Source organism: Vibrio sp. 14G-20 (assembly GCF_026241515.1).
Taxonomy (GTDB): domain Bacteria; phylum Pseudomonadota; class Gammaproteobacteria; order Enterobacterales; family Vibrionaceae; genus Vibrio.
Genome location: NZ_JAPHPW010000007.1, coordinates 183,380 through 203,330 on the forward strand (window position 1 = coordinate 183,380; position 19,951 = coordinate 203,330).

General features: G+C 44.2%; 18 protein-coding genes. 7 read left to right on the forward strand and 11 right to left on the reverse strand.

What is annotated here, in order from left to right; genetic code table 11:
* Position 1: 1 nt before the first annotated feature.
* The 4 genes from OQJ75_RS08725 to OQJ75_RS08740 all read left to right on the forward strand — a co-directional run bounded on the left by OQJ75_RS08725 (position 2) and on the right by OQJ75_RS08740 (position 4,497).
* Positions 2-706 (forward strand): 1-pyrroline-5-carboxylate dehydrogenase, encoded by a 705-nt coding sequence (locus tag OQJ75_RS08725; RefSeq protein ID WP_265972378.1) that lies wholly within the window; start codon positions 2-4, stop codon positions 704-706.
* Positions 707-840: 134 nt separating this feature from the next.
* Positions 841-2,367 carry a sodium/proline symporter PutP gene (gene putP / locus OQJ75_RS08730; protein WP_265972376.1) on the forward strand — a complete coding sequence of 509 codons (1,527 nt, stop codon included), beginning with the start codon at positions 841-843 and terminating at the stop codon, positions 2,365-2,367.
* Between the two features lie 255 nt (positions 2,368-2,622).
* Positions 2,623-3,513, forward strand: coding sequence for a helix-turn-helix domain-containing protein (locus OQJ75_RS08735; protein ID WP_265972374.1), 891 nt, complete (start codon positions 2,623-2,625; stop codon positions 3,511-3,513).
* 120 nt (positions 3,514-3,633) lie between these two features.
* The gene (locus OQJ75_RS08740; protein ID WP_265972372.1) at positions 3,634-4,497 is read left to right on the forward strand and encodes a nuclear transport factor 2 family protein; all 864 of its coding nucleotides are present in this window, start codon (positions 3,634-3,636) and stop codon (positions 4,495-4,497) included.
* A 615-nt stretch (positions 4,498-5,112) separates the two neighbouring features.
* On the opposite strand, the gene OQJ75_RS08750 is transcribed toward OQJ75_RS08740, so the two are convergent.
* The gene (locus OQJ75_RS08750; RefSeq protein ID WP_265972369.1) at positions 5,113-5,283 is read right to left on the reverse strand and encodes a hypothetical protein; all 171 of its coding nucleotides are present in this window, start codon (positions 5,281-5,283) and stop codon (positions 5,113-5,115) included.
* A gap of 278 nt (positions 5,284-5,561) precedes the next feature.
* Between OQJ75_RS08750 and OQJ75_RS08755 the strand changes: the two genes are divergently transcribed.
* Positions 5,562-6,050, forward strand: a complete 489-nt coding sequence (locus tag OQJ75_RS08755; RefSeq protein ID WP_004732526.1) for an Lrp/AsnC family transcriptional regulator — start codon at positions 5,562-5,564, stop codon at positions 6,048-6,050.
* A 108-nt stretch (positions 6,051-6,158) separates the two neighbouring features.
* Here OQJ75_RS08755 and OQJ75_RS08760 read toward each other — a convergent pair whose 3' ends face one another.
* Together OQJ75_RS08760 and OQJ75_RS08765 are read right to left on the reverse strand one after the other, a co-directional pair.
* Entirely contained in the window at positions 6,159-6,863 is a 705-nt protein-coding gene (locus OQJ75_RS08760; RefSeq protein ID WP_017065155.1) for a hypothetical protein, read from the reverse strand.
* 286 nt (positions 6,864-7,149) lie between these two features.
* Entirely contained in the window at positions 7,150-9,000 is a 1,851-nt protein-coding gene (locus OQJ75_RS08765; protein WP_248392308.1) for an ABC transporter ATP-binding protein, read from the reverse strand.
* 529 nt (positions 9,001-9,529) lie between these two features.
* Here OQJ75_RS08765 and OQJ75_RS08770 point away from each other — a divergent pair.
* Positions 9,530-10,504 (forward strand): arginine deiminase-related protein, encoded by a 975-nt coding sequence (locus OQJ75_RS08770; RefSeq protein WP_239849283.1) that lies wholly within the window; start codon positions 9,530-9,532, stop codon positions 10,502-10,504.
* Positions 10,505-10,610: 106 nt separating this feature from the next.
* On the opposite strand, the gene OQJ75_RS08775 is transcribed toward OQJ75_RS08770, so the two are convergent.
* The 6 genes from OQJ75_RS08775 to OQJ75_RS08800 all read right to left on the reverse strand — a co-directional run bounded on the left by OQJ75_RS08775 (position 10,611) and on the right by OQJ75_RS08800 (position 16,713).
* Positions 10,611-11,243, reverse strand: coding sequence for an esterase/lipase family protein (locus OQJ75_RS08775; RefSeq protein WP_265972353.1), 633 nt, complete (start codon positions 11,241-11,243; stop codon positions 10,611-10,613).
* 133 nt (positions 11,244-11,376) lie between these two features.
* Positions 11,377-12,216, reverse strand: a complete 840-nt coding sequence (locus tag OQJ75_RS08780) for a helix-turn-helix domain-containing protein (protein WP_265972352.1) — start codon at positions 12,214-12,216, stop codon at positions 11,377-11,379.
* Positions 12,217-12,413: 197 nt separating this feature from the next.
* Positions 12,414-13,241 carry a GNAT family N-acetyltransferase gene (locus tag OQJ75_RS08785; protein ID WP_265972351.1) on the reverse strand — a complete coding sequence of 276 codons (828 nt, stop codon included), beginning with the start codon at positions 13,239-13,241 and terminating at the stop codon, positions 12,414-12,416.
* A gap of 204 nt (positions 13,242-13,445) precedes the next feature.
* On the reverse strand, positions 13,446-15,068 hold the full coding sequence (locus tag OQJ75_RS08790) for a phosphoethanolamine transferase (RefSeq protein ID WP_265972350.1): 1,623 nt from the start codon (positions 15,066-15,068) through the stop codon (positions 13,446-13,448).
* 233 nt (positions 15,069-15,301) lie between these two features.
* Entirely contained in the window at positions 15,302-15,886 is a 585-nt protein-coding gene (locus OQJ75_RS08795) for a porin family protein (protein ID WP_265972349.1), read from the reverse strand.
* Between the two features lie 251 nt (positions 15,887-16,137).
* Positions 16,138-16,713 (reverse strand): porin family protein, encoded by a 576-nt coding sequence (locus tag OQJ75_RS08800; RefSeq protein WP_416340671.1) that lies wholly within the window; start codon positions 16,711-16,713, stop codon positions 16,138-16,140.
* Between the two features lie 364 nt (positions 16,714-17,077).
* Here OQJ75_RS08800 and OQJ75_RS08805 point away from each other — a divergent pair, with 364 nt between their 5' ends.
* A complete protein-coding gene (locus OQJ75_RS08805) occupies positions 17,078-17,617 on the forward strand; it encodes a hydrolase (protein WP_265972346.1) in 540 nt (179 codons plus the stop codon).
* Here OQJ75_RS08805 and OQJ75_RS08810 read toward each other — a convergent pair.
* Both OQJ75_RS08810 and OQJ75_RS08815 read right to left on the reverse strand, forming a co-directional pair.
* Entirely contained in the window at positions 17,614-18,477 is an 864-nt protein-coding gene (locus OQJ75_RS08810) for a MurR/RpiR family transcriptional regulator (protein WP_265972344.1), read from the reverse strand. The genes OQJ75_RS08805 and OQJ75_RS08810 overlap by 4 nt on opposite strands.
* 162 nt (positions 18,478-18,639) lie before the next feature.
* Positions 18,640-19,914, reverse strand: coding sequence for an amino acid deaminase (locus OQJ75_RS08815; RefSeq protein WP_265972343.1), 1,275 nt, complete (start codon positions 19,912-19,914; stop codon positions 18,640-18,642).
* Between the last annotated feature and the right edge of the window lie 37 nt (positions 19,915-19,951).

Below are 19,951 nucleotides of genomic sequence, written 5' to 3' on the forward strand. Positions count from 1 at the left end.
CATGGTTCATCAAGTGACAGGTTTTTCTGATGCATTGCTTGCGTGGGAACAATGGAATCTGACCGATTTTGATTATAAGAGTGCTCAGGTACTTGCATTGAAATCAGAGATTGAAAGTCAATCTGCGCCTTTGGCTGCGGTGGCGACTTATCATCTAGAACAAGCGTCAGCACTACTTGCGGAGCATCACCTTATGGCAGGCCCAACGGGCGAAACCAATGAGTTGTATGCTGCAGGTCGTGGTGTGGCTTTGGTAATTGTTGATGATTGCCAAGACAAACTGCCAGCACTACAAACGGCAATGGCTCTGATTACTGCTGCACTATTAGCAGGTAACAGCGTTCAATTGTGCAGTGATGATGTGCAGTTCAATACCTTAGTTGCAGACGCCGCGAAACAAGCGAATCTGCCAACTAACTTGGTGCAAGTTGCCTCGTATGACGCTGCTCAACAGTTGTTGTCTTGCGATGTACGTAGCGTGGGTTATGTGGGTAATTCGCAAACGGCACAAGCTATCAATTTACAGCTTGCTAAGCGTGACGGTGCAATCGTCGGTTTAGTAGCTGAAACGGATCTGGCGACAATGAATGTTGCCAATGATCCACACCTATCGCTGCGCTTCATTACCGAGCGTACGCGAACTATAAATATAACAGCCGTGGGCGGTAACGCGACCTTGCTCGAACTTGGAAGCGAAGCTCACTAACCTTCAGTAAAATTGGTTCTAAGTACTTTTGGTTGTTTCCATTTTTGGATTCAACCCATAGTGCTTTGGAGCCTGAATACCTAACTCAATGCACTTACTTGCCTTTACGGTGAGTGCCTTGCATTGAATTAGGCATGGAAGGCTTTCTACAAAATGAGGACTATCAAATGATAGAAAACAGTTTTGCAATAACGACGACGTTCATTGCGTATCTAATTATGATGCTAGCGATCGGTGTTATTGCTTACAAACGTACATCTAACTCAACTGACTACTTCCTAGGTGGTCGTTCGTTAGGCCCATGGCCTGCTGCACTTTCTGCTGGTGCATCAGACATGAGTGGTTGGTTGCTACTTGGCCTGCCTGGTTACGCTTACGCTGCTGGCTTTGAAGCATTTTGGCTTGCTGGTGGTCTACTTGTTGGTACTTGGGCAAACTGGCTAATCAGTGCTAAACGCCTACGTACTTACAGTATTACAACTGAATCACTGACGCTGCCTGAGTTCCTATCTCGTCGCTTCAACGATAACTCTAAGCTGATCCAAACAATTTCTGCTTTCTTTATCCTTTTATTCTTCCTTTTCTACACAAGCTCAGGTTTGGTAGCAGGTGGTAAATTGTTTGAAACGGTATTCGGCCTAGATTACACAACGGCGGTAATTATCGGCACAGTATGTGTGGTTTCGTACACCCTGTTTGGTGGTTTCCTTGCGGTATCTTGGACTGACTTGGTTCAAGGTCTATTGATGTCTGCTGCGCTATTGATTGTACCAATCGCAGCAATGAACGGTGGCCTTGGCCAACTGTCGACTGACCTACACAACATCAACCCAGAGCTTCTAACGCTATGGAATAATGCGAAAGGTGAGCCGCTTTCTGCTATCGCGATCATCTCGCTAGCGGCATGGGGTCTAGGTTACTTCGGTCAGCCACACATCTTGGCTCGTTTTAAAGCAACACGTACAAATAAAGACCTAACAACAGCGCGTCGCATCGCGGTGGTATGGACTGCACTGTCTATGGTTGGTGCAATGCTGGTTGGTCTGGTTGGTCTTATCTACGTAACTAATTCTGGTGCGCCTAAGCTAGACGATGGTGAGAAGATCTTCATGCTTCTTGTGAACGCGATGTTCCACCCAGTAATTGCAGGTATCTTACTGGCTGCAATCCTAGCGGCAATCATGAGTACTGCGGATTCACAACTTCTTGTTTCTTCATCTGCAATGGCAGAAGATCTATACAAGCAAGTTCTGAAGAAAGACGCAACGTCAGAAGAGATTGTTCGTGTAGGCCGCTTTGCGGTTATCCTAATCTCTCTTGTTGCACTTGTACTAGCGATGACACCGGACAGTTCAGTACTAGGCCTTGTATCTTACGCATGGGCTGGTTTTGGTGCTGCGTTTGGCCCAGCTATCGTATTGAGCCTGTACTGGTCTCGTATGAACCGTAACGGCGCTCTAGCGGGTATCGTGGTTGGTGGCGTTACGATTGTACTTTGGAAGCAGTTCACAGGTGGTTGGTTCGATGTGTACGAAATCGTACCGGGAATCATCTTATCGACTCTTTCTATCGTTATCGTGAGCCTAATTACGGGTGAACCTGAAGACGAAGTTAAGAAGCAACACGCTGAGTTCGAGAAGAACCTCGTTGAGCTAGACTAATTTACATTGTAAAACAGATGTGAATTAGCAAAGAACATGAGCTAAAAATAATAGAGTCACTTCGGTGGCTCTATTTTTTTGCCTATATCTAAATGCTTTGCCCTTGTGTTGCGTCTGGCAAGTTGAGTGTATTGAGCATGTTTACCTTGTTGGTGACGCTGGCTAAGTCAAACTTCTAAGTCTTAGAGATTTCCGTTTTCGAAGGGATACATTACAGTTGCTAGAGTAAAGCAGTAAACGAACAGGAAGAGAGAAGTGCCCCAAGCGATCCCGAACATTGGCTTTAATCATGAAAAAACGGCGCAGGCAGAGTTGGAGCTGATCCCACTGTCTCGACTCTACTCTGATGGCAATATCGACCACGATCCTCAATTGCCACATCGTGTTAGCTTCTTCTTGATTCTGTTTATTGAGCAAGGCTCTGGGACGCACATGGTCGATTTCCAAGACTATCCTTTCAGCCAAGGGAGTGTCTTGTTCATTCAAAGAGAGCAAGTACACGCCTTTGATTTTAGTAATAAGCCGCAAGGAACGGCGGTTATCTTTACTCAAGCGTTCTTAGACAGCGTTCACGCTAATATGAAGCTGCCGAACTACACACCAACCCATTTGAACAAGGCTCACTCTGCATTGCTGCCACTAGACGAACTTCATCAAGATCGAACGCAGAGCCTACTACAACAAATTACACTAGAGCTGAATCAACCAGAACCAGACCCTTTGATTGTGATGTATCTGTTCTCTGCATTGGCGTTGATTCTTCATCGTCTGCGACCAGAAGTGAAGCAAGATGCCTTGAGCTTGCAGCAGAACATTAAGTTTGCCCGTTACTTTGAATTGCTTCAAAACAACTACCTGCGTGTTCGTGATGCAAACTGGTACGCCAATCAAATTAGCACCACCTACAAGACACTGAATCAGGTGTGCAAGGTCGCAACTGGGCTAACAGCAAAGCAGATCATTGATTCTTTCACAGTGTTAGAGATGAAGCGCCAGCTAGTGGTAAGCAACATCACTTCACAAAAGATGGCATTGGATTTTGGGTTTGAAGACGCGAGTAATTTCGTTAAATACTTTAAAAATCATACCCAAATGACACCGAGTGAGTTTCAAAAGAAATACTCAAAACCGTCTCTAACCGAATAGCTGCGATTGAGCATTGTTACGGTAAGGTTCGATATCTACCATTTTTCTGCCTAAATACACTCTGCCGCGAATCTCCCTCGTTGACTAATATATTTTCCAAGCCAACGAGAGGACTTAATAATGAAAACAATAACCAACACATTCAAATCAACACTACTAACTGCTGGCGTACTTGCTGCTTCTGTTGTTACCGGTTCTGTGGCTGCTCAAGAGCTGTCTATTCAAGAGAAAGGCGTCGCGGTCATTTCAAGTATTGAAACGGGCGATGCAAAAGCGGTTAGCTACATTAACCCTGAGAAATACATCCAACATAATCTTGCTGTCGGTGATGGCTTAGCTGGTTTTGGTGAAGTGTTGCAAATGCTGCCTGAAGGTTCTGCAAAGGCACAAGTTAAGCGCTCATTTCAAGACGGTGATTTCGTAGTAACACACACTGAATACAACTTCTTCGGCCCTAAAGTCGGCTTCGATGTATTCCGTTTTGAAGATGGACTGATTGTTGAGCATTGGGATAACTTGCAAGAGATCGCTAAGCCAAACGCAAGTGGTCGCACTCAATTAGACGGTACGACTAAAGTCGTAGATCTTGAGAAAACGGGTCAAAACAAACAGCTCGTCGGTGGCTTTGTAAAAGACATCCTGATTGGCGGTGACATGTCGAAGATTAATCAGTACATCGATAACGAAGACAGCGCTTATCTTCAGCACAACCCAGGTGTGGCAGATGGTCTAAGTGGTTTAGGCGAAGCTTTGGGTGCGCTAGCTGAAGCAGGAATGCCAATGGTTTATACCGCTAACCACAAGATCTTAGGCCAAGGTAACTTTGTGTTGTCGATCAGCGAAGGCCAGTTCATGAATAACCACGTAGCATTTTACGATCTATTTCGTGTTGATAGCGGCAAGATTGTGGAGCACTGGGACACCATTGAAACCATTCCTGCACGTTCAGAGTGGAAGAATGACAACGGTAAATTTGGCTTCTAAGTTTGACTAAATTGAACCAGAAATGACGTTATAGAGCGGTGCATTCATTGTGGAGGTGCCGCTTTTTTTGCGTGGAAGTTTGCTGGTGGATCGAGCTGAAGAGGTGTCTTTATGGGGTTTTACAATGTAAATCGAAAGCGCAGGATCTTGAGCGAGAAACGAAAGATCAACCTAGTTGATGGCGTTTGATGTCAAAAAATAAAATAGAAAAGTGGCTATTTTTTGAACTTGGCGCTCACTTTTGTCATTAGCTCGGTGAATTGTGGAACTGAATTGGACATGATGTGTCAATTGTCAGTAACCACTAAAGACCTATAGGACAAAGGTATGCCTGATCTCTATTGCAAAGGATGTAAAAAAACAACACTACATAAGTCTATAATGAAACGTTGTGAATCAGAGCCCGAGACAGCGTCTGGCCGTATGATGCAATGGACGTCAAAGCTATTTAGTGGAAATCTGTACTACGATATGGAAACTCAGCACTTCTGTCGAACGTGTAACTGTCGTTGCGAAACAGGAAGTACTGTACCTCAAGTTAGTCTAGCTTAAATTATAGTAAGTGCTCACTAACTTAAATAAAAAAACCTCCGATTTAGGAGGTTTTTTGTGTTTCTATGCGGCTTTGAGTGCTAGTTCGGCGTCAATGGTGTCGCCATCAATCTTCACATCCCAACCATAGTTTGAGTACTCATTTGCTAGTGCTTGAGCAACATCTTTTGATACCGTTACGTGTGTCCATGAACCAATACCGTAAGGTTTATATGCGAGTTCTTGCGTTTTCATAATAGAGTCATCCTTTCTCTTTGATAATTCTATTATTCACTTTGGCCTATATCCTTTCTTTCGTTTCCGGCTCAACTTATTTGTTAATCGGGTCATTTCTATAATAATTTGTTAATAACCAGAGTTTGATTTATAAGGGTTGTTATCTATTTATATGTGTTTATATTTGACGTGAATATTACGGGCGTGTTTAGTTTTTAAATGTGTGAGCGAGGTTTTCTTCGATTGCTCTTGGTATGGAATATACTGAGCCGAATTTAGAATGTTTAAGGAATGTTATGTCTCAGCATCAACTCGATCGTATCGATAAAGAGATACTAAGAATTCTGCATATGAAAGGGCGTTTACCCGTGGTTGAGTTGGCCAAGCAGGTTAACCTAACGACATCCCCTTGCTCTGATAGACTCAAGCGATTGGAAAAAGAGGGCTACATAACGGGCTACCATGCTGAGCTGTGTTCAGAAAAGTTGGGGCTCGATGTTCAAGTCTTTATCCACATTCGTCTCGATCAGACCAGTTTTTCGATTTTTGATAAGTTTGCTCAAGCCGTTGAAATGATGCCCGAGGTGGAAGAGTGTTATTCGCTGTCGGGAGACTTCGACACCATGATCAAGGTTCGAGTGAAAGACATGAAGGCGTACCAAGCGTTTATGGCTACCAAGCTGGGTACTCTGCCTGGTGTGATTCAGACGCGCAGTGAAGTGGTTATTGAAGAACATAAGAAGGGCTTTGGCGTGAACCCTGAGTTGTTGGCAACTCTAAAATAGTGGTCTATTTTCGCCTGACCAAGTTTGTTTAGATATAAAAATGGAAGCCAATAAGCTTCCATTTTTGTTGAGCGTCAGATAAAGAGCAACCCTATAAACTTGTCCGGCTTACAGCGTAATTGCCGCTGAGATTAAGCCAATCACACCGCCGAACACACCACCCCAAACCACAAGCCAGCCAAGGTGTTTCTTGATCATGGTTTGAACCATCTCTTTCACAAGCTTAGGTGTCAGTTCATTCAAACGTTGATCGATGATCGCTTCAATGTTCTCTTTGATTTCATCCATCATCGCAGGTGATTCTAGCTCGTCTTTGATGGCATTTTTTACAGAGTCACTTTTGCTGATTTCAATCACAGACTCTTGCATCTTCTCAACAAATGGCGCTTTCATTGGTTCTAGTGCTTCTGTGCCACCAAACATCGCCAACATACCGCCAAACTGTGAGTTCTCGATAACATGCACCAGTGAGTCGAATGCAGGGTTAAAGTCGATCTTCTGAATTACAGGTTCAAGATTGAGCGACTTTCCTGTCATCTCGCTGCTTAGGAAGCGATCGATATTACTTTCAGTAAAGAATTGCTCCATCATCAGTTGCTTGATGGCTGCCTTGAACTCTTCAAAGCGTGCAGGAATAACACCAGAACCGTATAGGCCGGGTACTTTCTCGAACAACATGTGAATCGCAAGCCAGTTGGTGATGGCACCAGAAAAGGCGAATAGGCCTGCATAAAGCAAGTATTGGTTTGCTGTCGCATAGCCGCCAGCAAGCAGCGCTAACGCGATAACGTTAGTTAAGACACTTTTGTTCATGGTTGATCTCTAGAAAGAATACTGCGCGCATTTTAAGAAAAAAACGCCAAGAAAAAAACAAAAGGATCGATGAAGTTTACGTAACAGGTGGGAAATATTGCTGATCTAGGGGCATAAGAAAGGCTAGCCTCCCCCCGAAGTCTAGCCTTATTCCAGAACGCGCAAGCGAGGCGTCTTTGGTGTTAATGTCATTATATAATTACGACATAACATTCTGCTACGTGTAATTTACCGTTAATTAACAAATTGGTGTGAATTACGCCGCACTTTTAAAATAGCATAAAAATTAAGCGTTCGTTGCTTGCTCAAGATCATCCGCAATGAAGCCACCAGTCTGGTGATTCCAAAGCTGTGCGTAGATACCATTCTGGTTAATTAGCTCTTGGTGCGTACCTTCTTCGACGATATTGCCCTCATCAAGCACGATCAGGCGGTCCATCGCAGCAATGGTCGACAGACGGTGCGCAATCGCGATAACCGTTTTGCCTTCCATTAGCTCAATCAAGCTCTCTTGGATTGCCGCTTCTACCTCAGAATCGAGTGCAGACGTCGCTTCATCCAGAACCAATAGTGGCGCATTTTTCAAAAGAACACGCGAGATAGCGACACGTTGACGCTGACCACCAGAAAGCTTAACGCCACGTTCACCCACTTGAGCATCGTAACCAATGTTGCCAAATGGGTCGGTTAGGGTTTCGATAAACTCATGTGCGTGTGCCTGTTTGGTTGCGGCATACACTTCTTCATCTGATGCATCAGGACGACCGTAAAGAATGTTTTCTTTGATTGAACGGTGCAGCAGTGAGGTATCTTGGGTCACCATACCGATGTTGCTGCGCAGCGAGTCTTGCGTCACTGTTGAGATCTCTTGATCGTCAATCAGGATGCGACCGCTTTCTACATCATGGAAGCGCAGCAGCAGGTTAACCAAGGTTGATTTTCCCGCACCTGAACGGCCGACTAAGCCCACTTTTTCACCCGGCTTAATGTTGAGATTAAGGTTGTTGATCACGCCCTTGTTCTCGCCGTAGTTAAAGCTTACGTTGTCGAAGTTGATGCCGCCTTGTGGAACCTTAAGTGGCTCAGCGTCTTTCTTGTCTTCGATAGCGATTGGCTTAGACAGCGTTTTAATGCCATCAATTACAGTGCCTAGGTTTTCAAACAGACCACCGATTTCCCACATGATCCATTTCGACATGCCGTTAATACGCAGAGCCAAGCTCACTGCAATCGCAATTGCCCCCACGGTGATTGCGCTATCTAACCATAGGTAGATAGAGATACCAGCAATGCTGAACACCAATAGATAGTTAGCGAACTCTACACAGATGTTGAAGCCAGTTACCAAGCGCATTTGGCGGTGCACAGTATCAAGGAAGCCTTCCATGCCTTCTTCGGCGTATTCGGTTTCTCTTTTACTGTGTGAGAACAGTTTCACCGTCGCGATGTTGGTGTAGCTATCGACAATACGACCTGTCATTAACGAGCGCGCATCGGCTTGTTCGGAAGAAACATCTTTTAATTTAGGGACAAAGTGCAGTTGGATACCGACGTAAATGAATAGCCAAATTAACATTGGAGCCATTAAGCGCCAATCCGATTCGGCTAGCATGAATAGCATCGCCGTAAAGTAAACCGTCACGTAGACGAATACATCGACCATTTTAGTTACGGTTTCACGCACTGCGAGCGATGTTTGCATTACTTTAGTGGCAACACGTCCGGCAAAATCATCTTGATAGAACGACAAGCTCTGCTTCAAAAGATAACGATGCGCCAACCAACGAATAGACATTGGGTAGTTGCCCAGTAAGGTTTGGTGAAGCAAGAGCGAGTAAACACTGATCAAGATCGGCATCACGACCAGTAACAGAACACCAAGCCCCATCAATGTGGATTGGTTATCTGCTAAGAAGGTTTCTGGGTTGCTGGTTGATAGCCAATCAACCAGTTGGCCCATATAACCGAACAGCGCGACTTCGATGATCGCGATGGTCATGCTCATTAGGCCGAGCAAGATTAAAGGTTTTTCGAAACCTCGAGTGTAATGGCGGCAGAATGCCAGTATTCCAGTAGGAGGTTGTATCGGCTCTCCCTTTGGAAAGGCTTCAGTAAAGCCTTCAAATTTTTTGTACATAGATTTCCCTTTACAACTAATGCATCTATTAGCAACTGCATCGTCGTGTAGCTTGTTTTTATAAATTTGGTTTGAAATTTTATAAGTGCTAATGAGTTCTTATCAGTATGACCTCATCAGATAGATTTTCGTTGTTAGTTCTTTTTAAGTGACGCAGGAAAGGTCCAAAGCGTGTCTTTCATGACGTGTATTTTAGATTGAATCGGACAGGAAAAGTTAAGCTTATTTCAAACGTAATTGATTGTTATGCAACGGTGATAATCCTAACGCTAAATGGATTAAATTGTAACCTAAACCCGCAGTAAGCTAGAGAATGAAGCTCGGATATTTATTCAGCAAATTCTGAATCTCATATGCTAACTGTTGGTTCTTTCTGATGTGCTGTTATCTTGCAGTAAAAATTACCGAATAAACTGAGTTTTGCAGGAATTGTTTGGGATAAATATTCAAATCATTATTCTATTCAGTGAATCTTATCGTAACAAGTTGTTTACAATTCTGAGGTAAATAAAAGATAGGGACGGTTGAGATGTTAAACCTACACAAAAAATCACTTCACATTACTAATGTTCAAAACGCCAATTGCGTTGTTATGGTGCCGCCAAAAGAATTTAAATTTAATGAAGAAACGGCACAAGATAATGAGTTTCAGAACCGAGTTAATCTGACCGAAGCTGAAGTAAAATTAGAAACCATGGCCGAATTTAAGGCGATGGTCGCTTCGTTGCGTAAAGAAGGTGTGCAAGTTGTAGAGTTTGATTACCCAGAGCTTGGTGTGGAAACGCCAGATGCGGTCTTCCCTAATAACTGGTTTAGCACCTGTGGCGACGGAAGCTTATTTACCTTCCCTATGGCGTGTGAAAACCGTCAAAATGAAGTGAAGCCAAGTGCCCTTATTGAAGCACTTGAAGCGTCTGGTCGCATTGTTAATCACAGTGAGTCTCTAGAATCTTACATTGCTCAAGGCTCTTACCTAGAGAGCACGGGTGTGATGGTAATCGACCACATTAATAAGACCATCTACGCGGCGCTTTCTCAGCGTTGTGACCGTGAAGTGTTAGAAGACTATGCAAAGCGCATTGGTTATTCTCGCGTGGTGTCATTCCAAACAGCACTGCCGTCTGGTCAGCCGATTTACCATACCAATGTAATGATGGCGATTGGTGATAATTTCTGCGTGATCTGTGATGAAGTGATCCCAGAGTTTGAACGCCGTTTTGTGGTCAAGTCACTTGCTAAAGATAAGCAGGTCATCTCTATTTCAATTGATCAGATGAACCGTTTCTGCGGCAACATCCTACAGTTGGAAACCGTGAATGGTGACAAGGTGATTGCGATGTCTCAATCGGCTTACGATGCGTTTTCTCCAGCTCAGCTAGCGCAACTTTCGACACACGGTAAGCTGCTACCATTTAACGTGAAAACGATTGAAGATATTGGTGGTGGTTCGGTGCGATGCATGTTGGGTGAGGTGTTCTTACCAACACGAGTAAATCGCTTATAACAAGCCGTGCATTTACAGTCATGAATCTTTGAATACCACTCTTATCGCAGAGTGGTATTTTTGTATTGGCCTACTTTGTATCGGTTTATCAGAAGTAAGAAAACAGCTATGAAGCGCTCTTGAAAGCCCTGTGTTCGATGAACTGAGTTGAGAGTGCGACCACTTCTTTAGAGTACACAAGCGCCGTGTGATTAAGCTTGAGCGCACAGGTGTCTGTTGCGCCTCGCAGGTTCGCGTCTTCAAGCGTCACCGTGCCATCACCTGGGTTTCTGCCCAATACAATCCGCCCCACACCTGCGTCGTAGGTGCCGGTAATCACGCCAATCGGCACATCAATATCATAATCACCCAAGCCATCGCTTAAGATCATCTTGCTCGAACCAAATATAAAGCCAAGACCATGGTTCGACAGCGTTTTAGCGATAGTCGCGCCATTGTGTGGAGTCCCCGCGGTAATGATGCAGGTGTCGGCAAAGTCGGGTTGGTAAAACTTAAAGTAGTGACGAATCAGTAAGCCGCCGAGCGAGTGACCAAAGAAGTAGACTTCATCATGCTCATCAAAGCGTGCATTCACGAATCGATTGAGGCGTTTAGCAGCAGAAGGGAAGCGCAGTGAGTTGTAGGCAAACTTGTGGGTTTGAAAGCCGAGTTTTTTGAAGTTTCTATCCAGATATTGCATGATCAACGCAGGCATATATAGACCATGAATTAAAACTATATGTTTGTTTTTATTATTCATTTTTGTCCTCCGTCTGATGGTGCCTCCAGTATATTTAGTCGCAAATCTAAACTCAATAAAACTTGCGGCTAATGGGACACAATAGACAGAGTATTCACTGTGGAAAGAATGTGCGTTATAGATAAAGAATGAGTTATTCCGATCTCACTCCACCATATACATCTATGGTTAAGCCACCTTCTTTGGCATAGGTGTTGGGCGTTAGGCCAATGGTTTTCTTAAGGTATCGAATCAAGTGTGGCTGGTCGCTAAATCCAAACTGATAAGCGACATCTATCCAATCAATGTCATCAAAGTTTCGCTTATAAAGGTATTCCAACATCGCTTCGAGTTTGTTCATCGACTGACACTGTTTCAATGTTAGTCCGGTCACTTTGTTGAAGCTTCTTTCTAAGGTGCGCTGCGAGCAAAACAGTTTGTCGCCGAGCTCTGCAATTGGTGTTGTACCTAGTAGTTCTAACACCTTGCGGGTGAGTTCGCTGTGCCTGTCGGTTTTACTTGTCGACAACCAAGGCAGCAGCAATTCATCCAACTGCTGACAACAGGTTTCGAAGTCGGTTTGAGCAAGCTGAATTAACGACATGGCATCGGCATTTGGGTTGCCTAGTAAATGGACGAGATCGATAGGGTTAACGCGATCTAGGCTCGGGTGCGGGCAGTCGGGAAACTTTAACGCGTACAAAGCTCCGACATGGAACTTGATGCCCAAATGAATAAACGGTTTTGAGTGGTCTAGTTCAATCGCTTTATGGTGTGGCAGCAGTAAATGACAGCCAATGCCTTGATCAACCTGTTGCTCTATCGTGTAGTGATAAGGCTGGTCGCTCGGAGACAGAATCAAATGCGCTGAAGGATCAGGGTTAAGCTTAGGATACTGATGAGTTTGAGCGTCGGGCGTCTTCTCGATCAGCCAGTAGCAATCAATGTACTGAGCAACAACAGAGGATTTCGGAGACTGTAACCAATTGATCATTCGGTATTCTATTTGGGATTAACGTAACTATAACTATATGTGTCTATCGCAGGGGAAGATAGTTTTCTCTTTGCTGAACGCGTAATGATTAACCAGCAATGATAAAGCCCATAACCGTTGGATGTATAGAGTCACAGTGATGGGCTTTATTTATCTTGGCTTCGCTCGAGTTGGGAGCAAGTCGTTAAAGTCGAATTCTAATTAAAATCGAACTGTAGGATTCGGTTTTTCGATGACAAACCAGCGCGAGCGATCGCTTTCTGCGCCCCAATGTTGCTGCTTTCTGTAGAACACATCGCTTCCAAACCTTGGCTGTTGGCGTGCTGTGTTAAAAAGTTCAGCACACGTGTTGCTAAGCCTTTGCCACGTTCTGCTTGCGCGACAATCATGCCCAAGTCTGCAAACTGCGTTTGGTGCTCATTGAACTTACGGCATTCTCCCGTAGCGAGAATGCTGCCGCTTTCCCAGTAGCCCCATAGCTCTTGGCGGGCAATCAAATTACCGTAGTAACCAGTGAGCCACTCTTTTGGCGCGCCAATCGCCGATGAAGCAAATTCCACTAGCTTATCGAGTTGTTCTTCCGTCGCTAGAGTCATCTCGATGCCTTCAATGCGATCCGAATTACGACTAGAGTTTGTTTCTTGGTTTTGGCGATACATCAATGAGTTCACTTTAAATGAATGGGTGTTATCCATGCACAGTGACAAGTATTGCGGTTCTGCTGTGCTTACGAATGCGCCTTTCACTTCACCAATCACAGAGCTGTTGTTTTCGATGATTAAGGTGAACAAGTCGGCAATGTTCGCGCTTGCTGTTGCTGCTAGGAAGAACTGAAGTAAGTAGCCTTCACCATTCAACACGCAGTAACCCACAAGCTTGTCATTTTCGTAAAAACCGTAATGGTCAGACATTGGCACAAAACCGAAGTGCCACATGCCATCGAGTGGGGCTGTTGAATCAGCAAAGTAAGCCGTTTTTAGTTCGCTTAAGTCGCTCAGTGTTGTGATTTTTTTGATGTCTAACATCGCTTGAATTCCTATTGTTTCGATTCAGTAAAGTGCGTGGTAGACATCGTACTTTTATTGGATGTGCCACGTTTCAATGCCAGTAATTGTAGCTGAACACTGTAGGTAGGTATTGAACAAAAACGACAGTTTTAGATAGGTCAAAAAAGGGGACTCATAAACGAGTCCCCTTAAAATCAAGTATGTGCGACTAATGCGTTGAAGCTAACGACACGGTGCGAAGATGTCTTGGTTTTCTCGGTATTCTTGGGTTTGAACGTCCATTAAACCAAGCAAAGAGTCGAACAGGTTATCGTGTGAGAAGCTCTGCTCTTTTCCTGCTTTACGTAAGCACGTGTCATTGATGCCTTTCTCGGCAGCGAAGCCATCCGACATCCAAAAGATCAGTGGGACGTGGGTTTGTTCCTTTGGTGCCAGCGAATAAGGCATGCCATGTAAGTAGACGCCATTTTCTCCCAGAGACTCGCCGTGATCGGATACGTACATCAACGCTACATTGTATTTGTCAGTGAGTTTCTCAAGCTTTTGCATCGCCTGTGAGAGGAAGAAATCCGTGTATAAGATAGTGTTGTCGTAGGTGTTAACCACTTCTTCTTTGGTACAGTTTTCAATATCGGCGCGAGCGCAATCAGGTGTGAACTTCTTATGTTCTTCTGGATAGCGCTCAAAGTAAGTAGGGCCATGAGATCCGGAAATATGATAGAAAATGATGCTATCTTGGCTGAGATCTTGAGTATCTTGCTCGAAGTTCTCTAGCATAGCCGTGTCGTAGCACACATCGTTATTACACAACGGGTCGCTGTCTTTGGCGACGAGCGTCATCTCTTTGATTCGGTGTGCGACCGCCTTGTCTCCACCATCATGTTCTCGCCATATAGAGTGAATGCCTGCGCGGTTCATGATGTCGACCACGTTATCTTGGTTGTAAGCTTTGTCTCGGTCGTAGTTGCTGCGATTCATGTTCGAGAACATACACGGCACAGAAACCGCAGTGGCTGTTCCGCACGACTGAACATCAGAGAAAAATATCGGGTTGTAAGGCTGGGTGTGAGCGTTCGTTTCTCTCTCATAGCCATGATATTGGTAGTTATACACGCGCGCGGTTTCTCCAAGAACAAACACCAATAGCATTGGTTTAGTTGCTTGTTTAGCTTCCGATTTTAGCTGCGCGTCTAAGCCGATCTCTTGGTAAGGGATCGGTTTTTTTATGTAAGTATTGTTAATGTATTTTGCAGTTGAAGCGACGTATTCGGTCGGAATGATCATCTTTTTAAGGTGAGAGTTGTTACGACCAATCGAGACATAATCTTTGTAAAATAACCCTGCAATAATCGCGATTACGATCAATGAACTTAATAGACCGATACTTTTCCAAATAGCAAAATCTTTCCAAGACTCTCTCTCAAGGTTTGTGAATAAAAGCATAAGTGATGGGAGACCACCCATTAGAACAAACCATAAAATCGAATACAGACTTAGATAACTTGCTGCTTCTCTGCTGTTGGTTTCAAAAACGTTTTCTATCATTCCATAGTCAACAAAAATGCCATAGCTGAACATGCTATAGCTGACCAAGGAGGAAGTAAGCAGTAATAAGATGAAAAAGGCTTTGGCGAATATCGGCCAGTTAAAAACTTGAAAGATAAAGTTGAATGCAGCGAGAAAGAAAAAGGGAATTGAGATTATGAACCCAATACTCTCCGCTTTTGAGGCGCTCAGAATGTTGAATAGCTCGCGCGAAATAGGCAGGTTAATGACAAGTAGGTAATACACAGCCAGCACGAATGGGAGTTTGTTTATCGACATATTTAAGCGTGGTAGATTCATCGTAGTTGAGTTCCTGCGTCTCTTATCCCTTTATTTTAGTATCGCTACCAATAAAGCTCTAATATCAACGCATAAATCTCAATTAGGCGTGACGAGCGATAAACTGGTTAAAGTGAAATGACGCGGTAGGGCGTGTAGAAACAAAAAATTCACTTTACTGAGTGACCTTCATGACAAGGTGGAACAGCAAAGTGAATTAGTATGTTCAGCTTATTCTATGTGGTTCAATCACATTAGAAGTTGTATGAACCACCGAAGCTAATGCTGTTGAAGGCAAGTGTTTTGTCTTCAGTTTTCAATGAACTGTTGTTGCCAATGTAGTAGTTCTCAACACTAACAGCGTCTGCTTGTGAAATTAAACGTAGTGTTAGATGCTCGATTGGCGTGTATTCAACACCCACACCAAAATGGAGACCAGTACCGCTATCATCATTGTAACCAGCACTCTTGTTTGCATTTAGATCAACAGAGCTTAAACCAGCCAATACGAATGGGCGGATTGTGTTGTCGAATGTGTAACCAAGATTTGCTGACAAAGAAATAGACGTCGGAGACAGTTTTGCCGCCCCTTTTTTGTAGTCTGCGTAATCGTTGTAGCCAAGTTCAACACCTACGATGCGGTTGAATTGGTAGCCGCCATATAGGTTGTAGCCCATACCGTCTGAATCTAAACTGCCTTGACCATCGGTATCAGAATCTTGGTAGATACTAAGACCACCACCAATGTAAGCACCGCCGTCAGTACCTGCGGCTAAAGCTGGAAGAGAAACTGCGCTGATTAAACTCAGTGCTAATGCTGATTTTGTTATCTTGTTCATCTTTGTTACTCACTCTGTCATGTCTTCAAATGTGATTGTCGGTTACTGTCGATTTTTATTAGTTGTTGGCTCGTCGCCTCTCGACCGTTGCGACAATTATCCCTGAGTCTTTTGCTCATTACTGTATGGCTTTGTAAGCTGAATCGTTACATAGATACAAAAATTCACTTTACTGTGCTGCCTTATCAACGAGCAGAGTAGCAAAGTGAATTTGAGCTACTTACTTACGACGTAGTCGTTTGGGGTGAATATTAGAAGTCGTATGAACCACCGAAGCTCACACTGTTGAACGCTAGAGTGTGGTCGTCAGTTGAGATCGTAGAGCCACTAATTTGATAAGAGTCTTCTACGCTTACTGCGTCTGCTTGCGAAATCAGGCGAAGTGTTAAGTGCTCAACCGGTGTGTATTCAACACCAACACCAAAGTGGAAGCCTGTGCCGCTATCATCATTGTATCCAGCGCCGCTGTTTGCATTGAGGTCGACAGAACTCAAACCTGCAAGTACAAATGGACGAATGGTGTTGTCGAACGTATAACCGACATTTGCTGATACAGAAATAGACCTTGGTGAAAGTTTGTCTGTGCTGTTTTTGTAGTCTGCGTAATCGTTGTAGCCAAGCTCCACGCCAACGATACGATTAAATTGGTAACCTCCGTATAGGTTGTAGCCCATGCCGCTAGAATCTAAGCTTGGAGCACTATCAGTGTCTGAGCCTTGATAGACGCTAAGTCCGCCACCTACGTATGCGCCACCATCGATACCTGCTGCAAAAGTTGGAAGTGAAACTAAACCGATTAAGCCGAGTGCTAATGCTGATTTTTTCATGATAATACCTTGTTTACTCATCCTGTGATGCAAATCACGGTATCGCTGATGATTGATTTATAATACCCTCACAAATGAAACCTATTTTTTCATTGATAACGTGATTACCTGCGCCCCTTGATTTATCAAGAGCTAACGAAATATTTATTGGTTATATTGTTTATAAATAAAATTCATATATTGACAAATGGTTAAATCTGCTAAATAAAACGATGTTTTTTAAACTTTTAGGTAAGGCTATTTTTTCTAACTGTTTGAAAAATAGCGAATAACTAATTATTCATTTGTTTTATTGTAGTATTTATTTCGGTGTTTATTGAGAGCAGATCAGTACGCTGTTTTTAGTGATAACAAGGAGAGTTGGATGTTAAACCGAGTAAAGACAGGCTTGGTGGTTGTGGACGTACAAGGCAAGCTTGCACGCCTTGTTGATGAGAGCGATACGCTGACCTCTAACTGTGGAAAGTTGATTAAGGGCGCGCAGATTTTGGGGCTGCCAATTATTAGCTTGGAGCAGAACCCACAAAAGTTAGGTGCTACGGTCGACGAACTTAATGATCTGTTGAGTGATTCTAAGCCGATACCTAAATTCACTTTCAACGCGTGTGATGAGCCCAAGTTTGTTGAGGCGGTTCAAGCCAAGGATGTAGAGACTTGGTTAGTGTGTGGTATTGAGGCTCATATTTGTGTTTATCAAACCGCAATGGGGTTGTTGGAACTTGGGTACAAGGTTCAGGTAGTTGGCGACTGTGTTAGCTCGCGAACGGCGCTCAACAAGAATCTGGCAATCCGCCGATTAACAGATGCTGGTATCCAAATCACAGGATTGGAAATGAGCTTATACGAACTGGTAAAGGACTGCCGCGCGCGTGAATTTAAGCCCATTCTATCCTTGATTCGTTAATCACCGAGAGGCTGTCGGTCGCCACCGCCTCGGTAAGAATCGAGCGCAACCTTCAAACGACGCAGTTTGTCGCGCGAACGGTTTTTATGATTGACTGCGATCCCCATAGAAAGCACATCCACTAGCGCCAACATGGCGTAGCGAGAAGCCGACGGTTTGTAGATGAAGTCGGTTTCCATATGTTTGATTGGCAAAACAATATTCGCAATCTTTGCCAGCGGTGTGTCTTGTGGGGTAATCGCTATGATCTTAAGTCCGTACTGCTTGGCTAATTCGGCGGTTTCGGTGATCACTGGCGTAAAGCCTGTCGCTGAAATCATCACCATCACGTCATTGGCATCTGCCGTGGCGGCAACCATACGTGACATCAAGCCATCGTTGTACGATACCACTGGGTAGCCTAAACGAAACAGTCGATGTTGCAGTTCTTGAGAAGCAATGGTTGAACCACCACCCATGCCGATAGCAATGATCTGTCTGGCGTTATGCAGCCAGCTGACTGCGGTTTCAACGTCTTGTTCTTTGAACAGAGTGCGGTTGATGTCTAGGCTCTGCTTGATCGATTCGTAGATACCTTGATAACCCGTTTGGTCAACAGGCTCAAGGATAAAGCGCTGGCCAACGGTTAGTGTCTGAGCCAACTTAATCTTCATATCACGTACGTTGTTACAGCCGATCGCTTTAGCAAAACGTGTGATGGTGGCTTCACTTACTTGAGCACCTTCAGCAAGTTCTGTAATGCTGGCATTGGCAGCAAAATCAATGTCGTCCATGATCAACTTGGCGACTTTCTTTTCTGCATCACGAAGAACAGGAAAACGCTCTGTTATCTGTGAAATGATATCTACTTCTAAACTCAAGAATCCTGATCCTTTGTTGATGGGGCTAATCGTTGTTACTTAGTTTTTAAGAACCTAACTCGTAAGAACCAAGCTTTTCAGAACTAATCCATTTAAAGCTAAGCCTTAGCCCCGTTAGTATATCTTATTGCTTCGTTGATTCTAGCTTATTGAAAAATCGACCTAGAAACAGGTTTCCACCCATTTGGTCACCTGATGTTCGTCATCGCTGATAGCAATGTAGCGCCATTTGTCGAAGGTTAAACACGGGTGTGAGGTCGAGAAAGCAATCATGTCGCCCACTTCAATTTCAGAAGAACCATCGGTTTCAACAAAGGTATGTTGATCCATCACGGCAGTAGAGGTTAAGCCTTTCACTGATATAGCTTCACCATTGCGATAGCCGCGCTCGGCGATCGGTAAACCCGCATCAAAGGCCACATCACGCTTGCCTAGCCCCACGACTAACTTGGTCGGCTCTGGACGAGAGATAACATAAGCCCACACCTCAAGTGCCGATTCTAAGTCACCCCCAAATTCACACGCGTAACCTTGGTTTACTTGGGCACGTTGCAACACCTTGCTTTGTGCGTCTAGGTAGATCCCAGTATCGTGAATGGCATAACAACCCGGTCGGATAATCGCCAAGTAATCGGTTAGGTTCGCCAAGCACTCTGCCACCACATCATACCAAGCAGATCCTGCGCCCGTGATGATAGGTTGCCCTGCAATTAGGCCATCTGATGCGAGGCTTTCGACCGAAGTGAGCGCCTGATTTAAGAAGGCACGAATGTCTTGTTCTGCATTGTCACCGTGAATCACACCTTCGTACACCTCAATGCCTGCCAGCGAAAGGGCTGGTGTGTCTTGGATGGTTTGAGCCAGTTCTAGAACTTCTTGTGGTGAACGACACCCACAACGACCACTCGGTACACCAAACTCGATCAGTACTTTTAGCGTCTGCTTTGTATTGGCGAAATATTGGTTAAGTTGCTGCACGTTTACTGAGGAATCCACACAACAATAGAAATCGACATCAAACTCGCGAATAAGTTGTTCGATGATCGCCATGTTGGTTTTGCCCACCAATTGGTTAGCCATGATGATACGTTTTGCACCCGCCATAGCCGCAATTTCGGCCTGAGCAGGCGTCGCGACTGTAATACCCCAAGCGCCGTTTTCTAGTTGTTGGCGGAAGAAATCGGGGGTCATGGAGGTTTTTCCGTGTGGCGACAATTTAACCTGATGATGATCGGCGAAAGATTGCATCCAATCTAGGTTATTGGTCAATGCCGATTGTTTGATAACTGCAACCGGAAGTGAAACATCTTCATCAACCAGTCGATAAATACCGTTCTCAGATTGTGATATTGCTCTCCCTTTTTGGCCTTTTTCAGTCAAGAAAAAACTATCGTTTTGATACTTTATAACATCTTTTTGTGCCGAGTTATGCTTCATTGCTGATCCCTAACATGATTTAAGTTGTTGTTATTTA

Bases quoted from the DNA above. Each gene is read 5' to 3' on its own strand.
- OQJ75_RS08785 (WP_265972351.1), bottom strand. From the start codon at position 13,241: ATGTTAGACATCAAAAAAATCACAACACTGAGCGACTTAAGCGAACTA.
- OQJ75_RS08775 (WP_265972353.1), bottom strand. From the start codon at position 11,243: ATGAATAATAAAAACAAACATATAGTTTTAATTCATGGTCTATATATG.
- putP (WP_265972376.1), top strand. From the start codon at position 841: ATGGAAGGCTTTCTACAAAATGAGGACTATCAAATGATAGAAAACAGT.
- OQJ75_RS08725 (WP_265972378.1), top strand. From the start codon at position 2: ATGGTTCATCAAGTGACAGGTTTTTCTGATGCATTGCTTGCGTGGGAA.
- OQJ75_RS08740 (WP_265972372.1), top strand. From the start codon at position 3,634: ATGAAAACAATAACCAACACATTCAAATCAACACTACTAACTGCTGGC.
- OQJ75_RS08770 (WP_239849283.1), top strand. From the start codon at position 9,530: ATGTTAAACCTACACAAAAAATCACTTCACATTACTAATGTTCAAAAC.
- OQJ75_RS08765 (WP_248392308.1), bottom strand. From the start codon at position 9,000: ATGTACAAAAAATTTGAAGGCTTTACTGAAGCCTTTCCAAAGGGAGAG.
- OQJ75_RS08800 (WP_416340671.1), bottom strand. From the start codon at position 16,713: ATGAAAAAATCAGCATTAGCACTCGGCTTAATCGGTTTAGTTTCACTT.
- OQJ75_RS08790 (WP_265972350.1), bottom strand. From the start codon at position 15,068: ATGAATCTACCACGCTTAAATATGTCGATAAACAAACTCCCATTCGTG.
- OQJ75_RS08780 (WP_265972352.1), bottom strand. From the start codon at position 12,216: ATGATCAATTGGTTACAGTCTCCGAAATCCTCTGTTGTTGCTCAGTAC.
- OQJ75_RS08795 (WP_265972349.1), bottom strand. From the start codon at position 15,886: ATGAACAAGATAACAAAATCAGCATTAGCACTGAGTTTAATCAGCGCA.
- OQJ75_RS08755 (WP_004732526.1), top strand. From the start codon at position 5,562: ATGTCTCAGCATCAACTCGATCGTATCGATAAAGAGATACTAAGAATT.
- OQJ75_RS08815 (WP_265972343.1), bottom strand. From the start codon at position 19,914: ATGAAGCATAACTCGGCACAAAAAGATGTTATAAAGTATCAAAACGAT.
- OQJ75_RS08750 (WP_265972369.1), bottom strand. From the start codon at position 5,283: ATGAAAACGCAAGAACTCGCATATAAACCTTACGGTATTGGTTCATGG.
- OQJ75_RS08760 (WP_017065155.1), bottom strand. From the start codon at position 6,863: ATGAACAAAAGTGTCTTAACTAACGTTATCGCGTTAGCGCTGCTTGCT.
- OQJ75_RS08805 (WP_265972346.1), top strand. From the start codon at position 17,078: ATGTTAAACCGAGTAAAGACAGGCTTGGTGGTTGTGGACGTACAAGGC.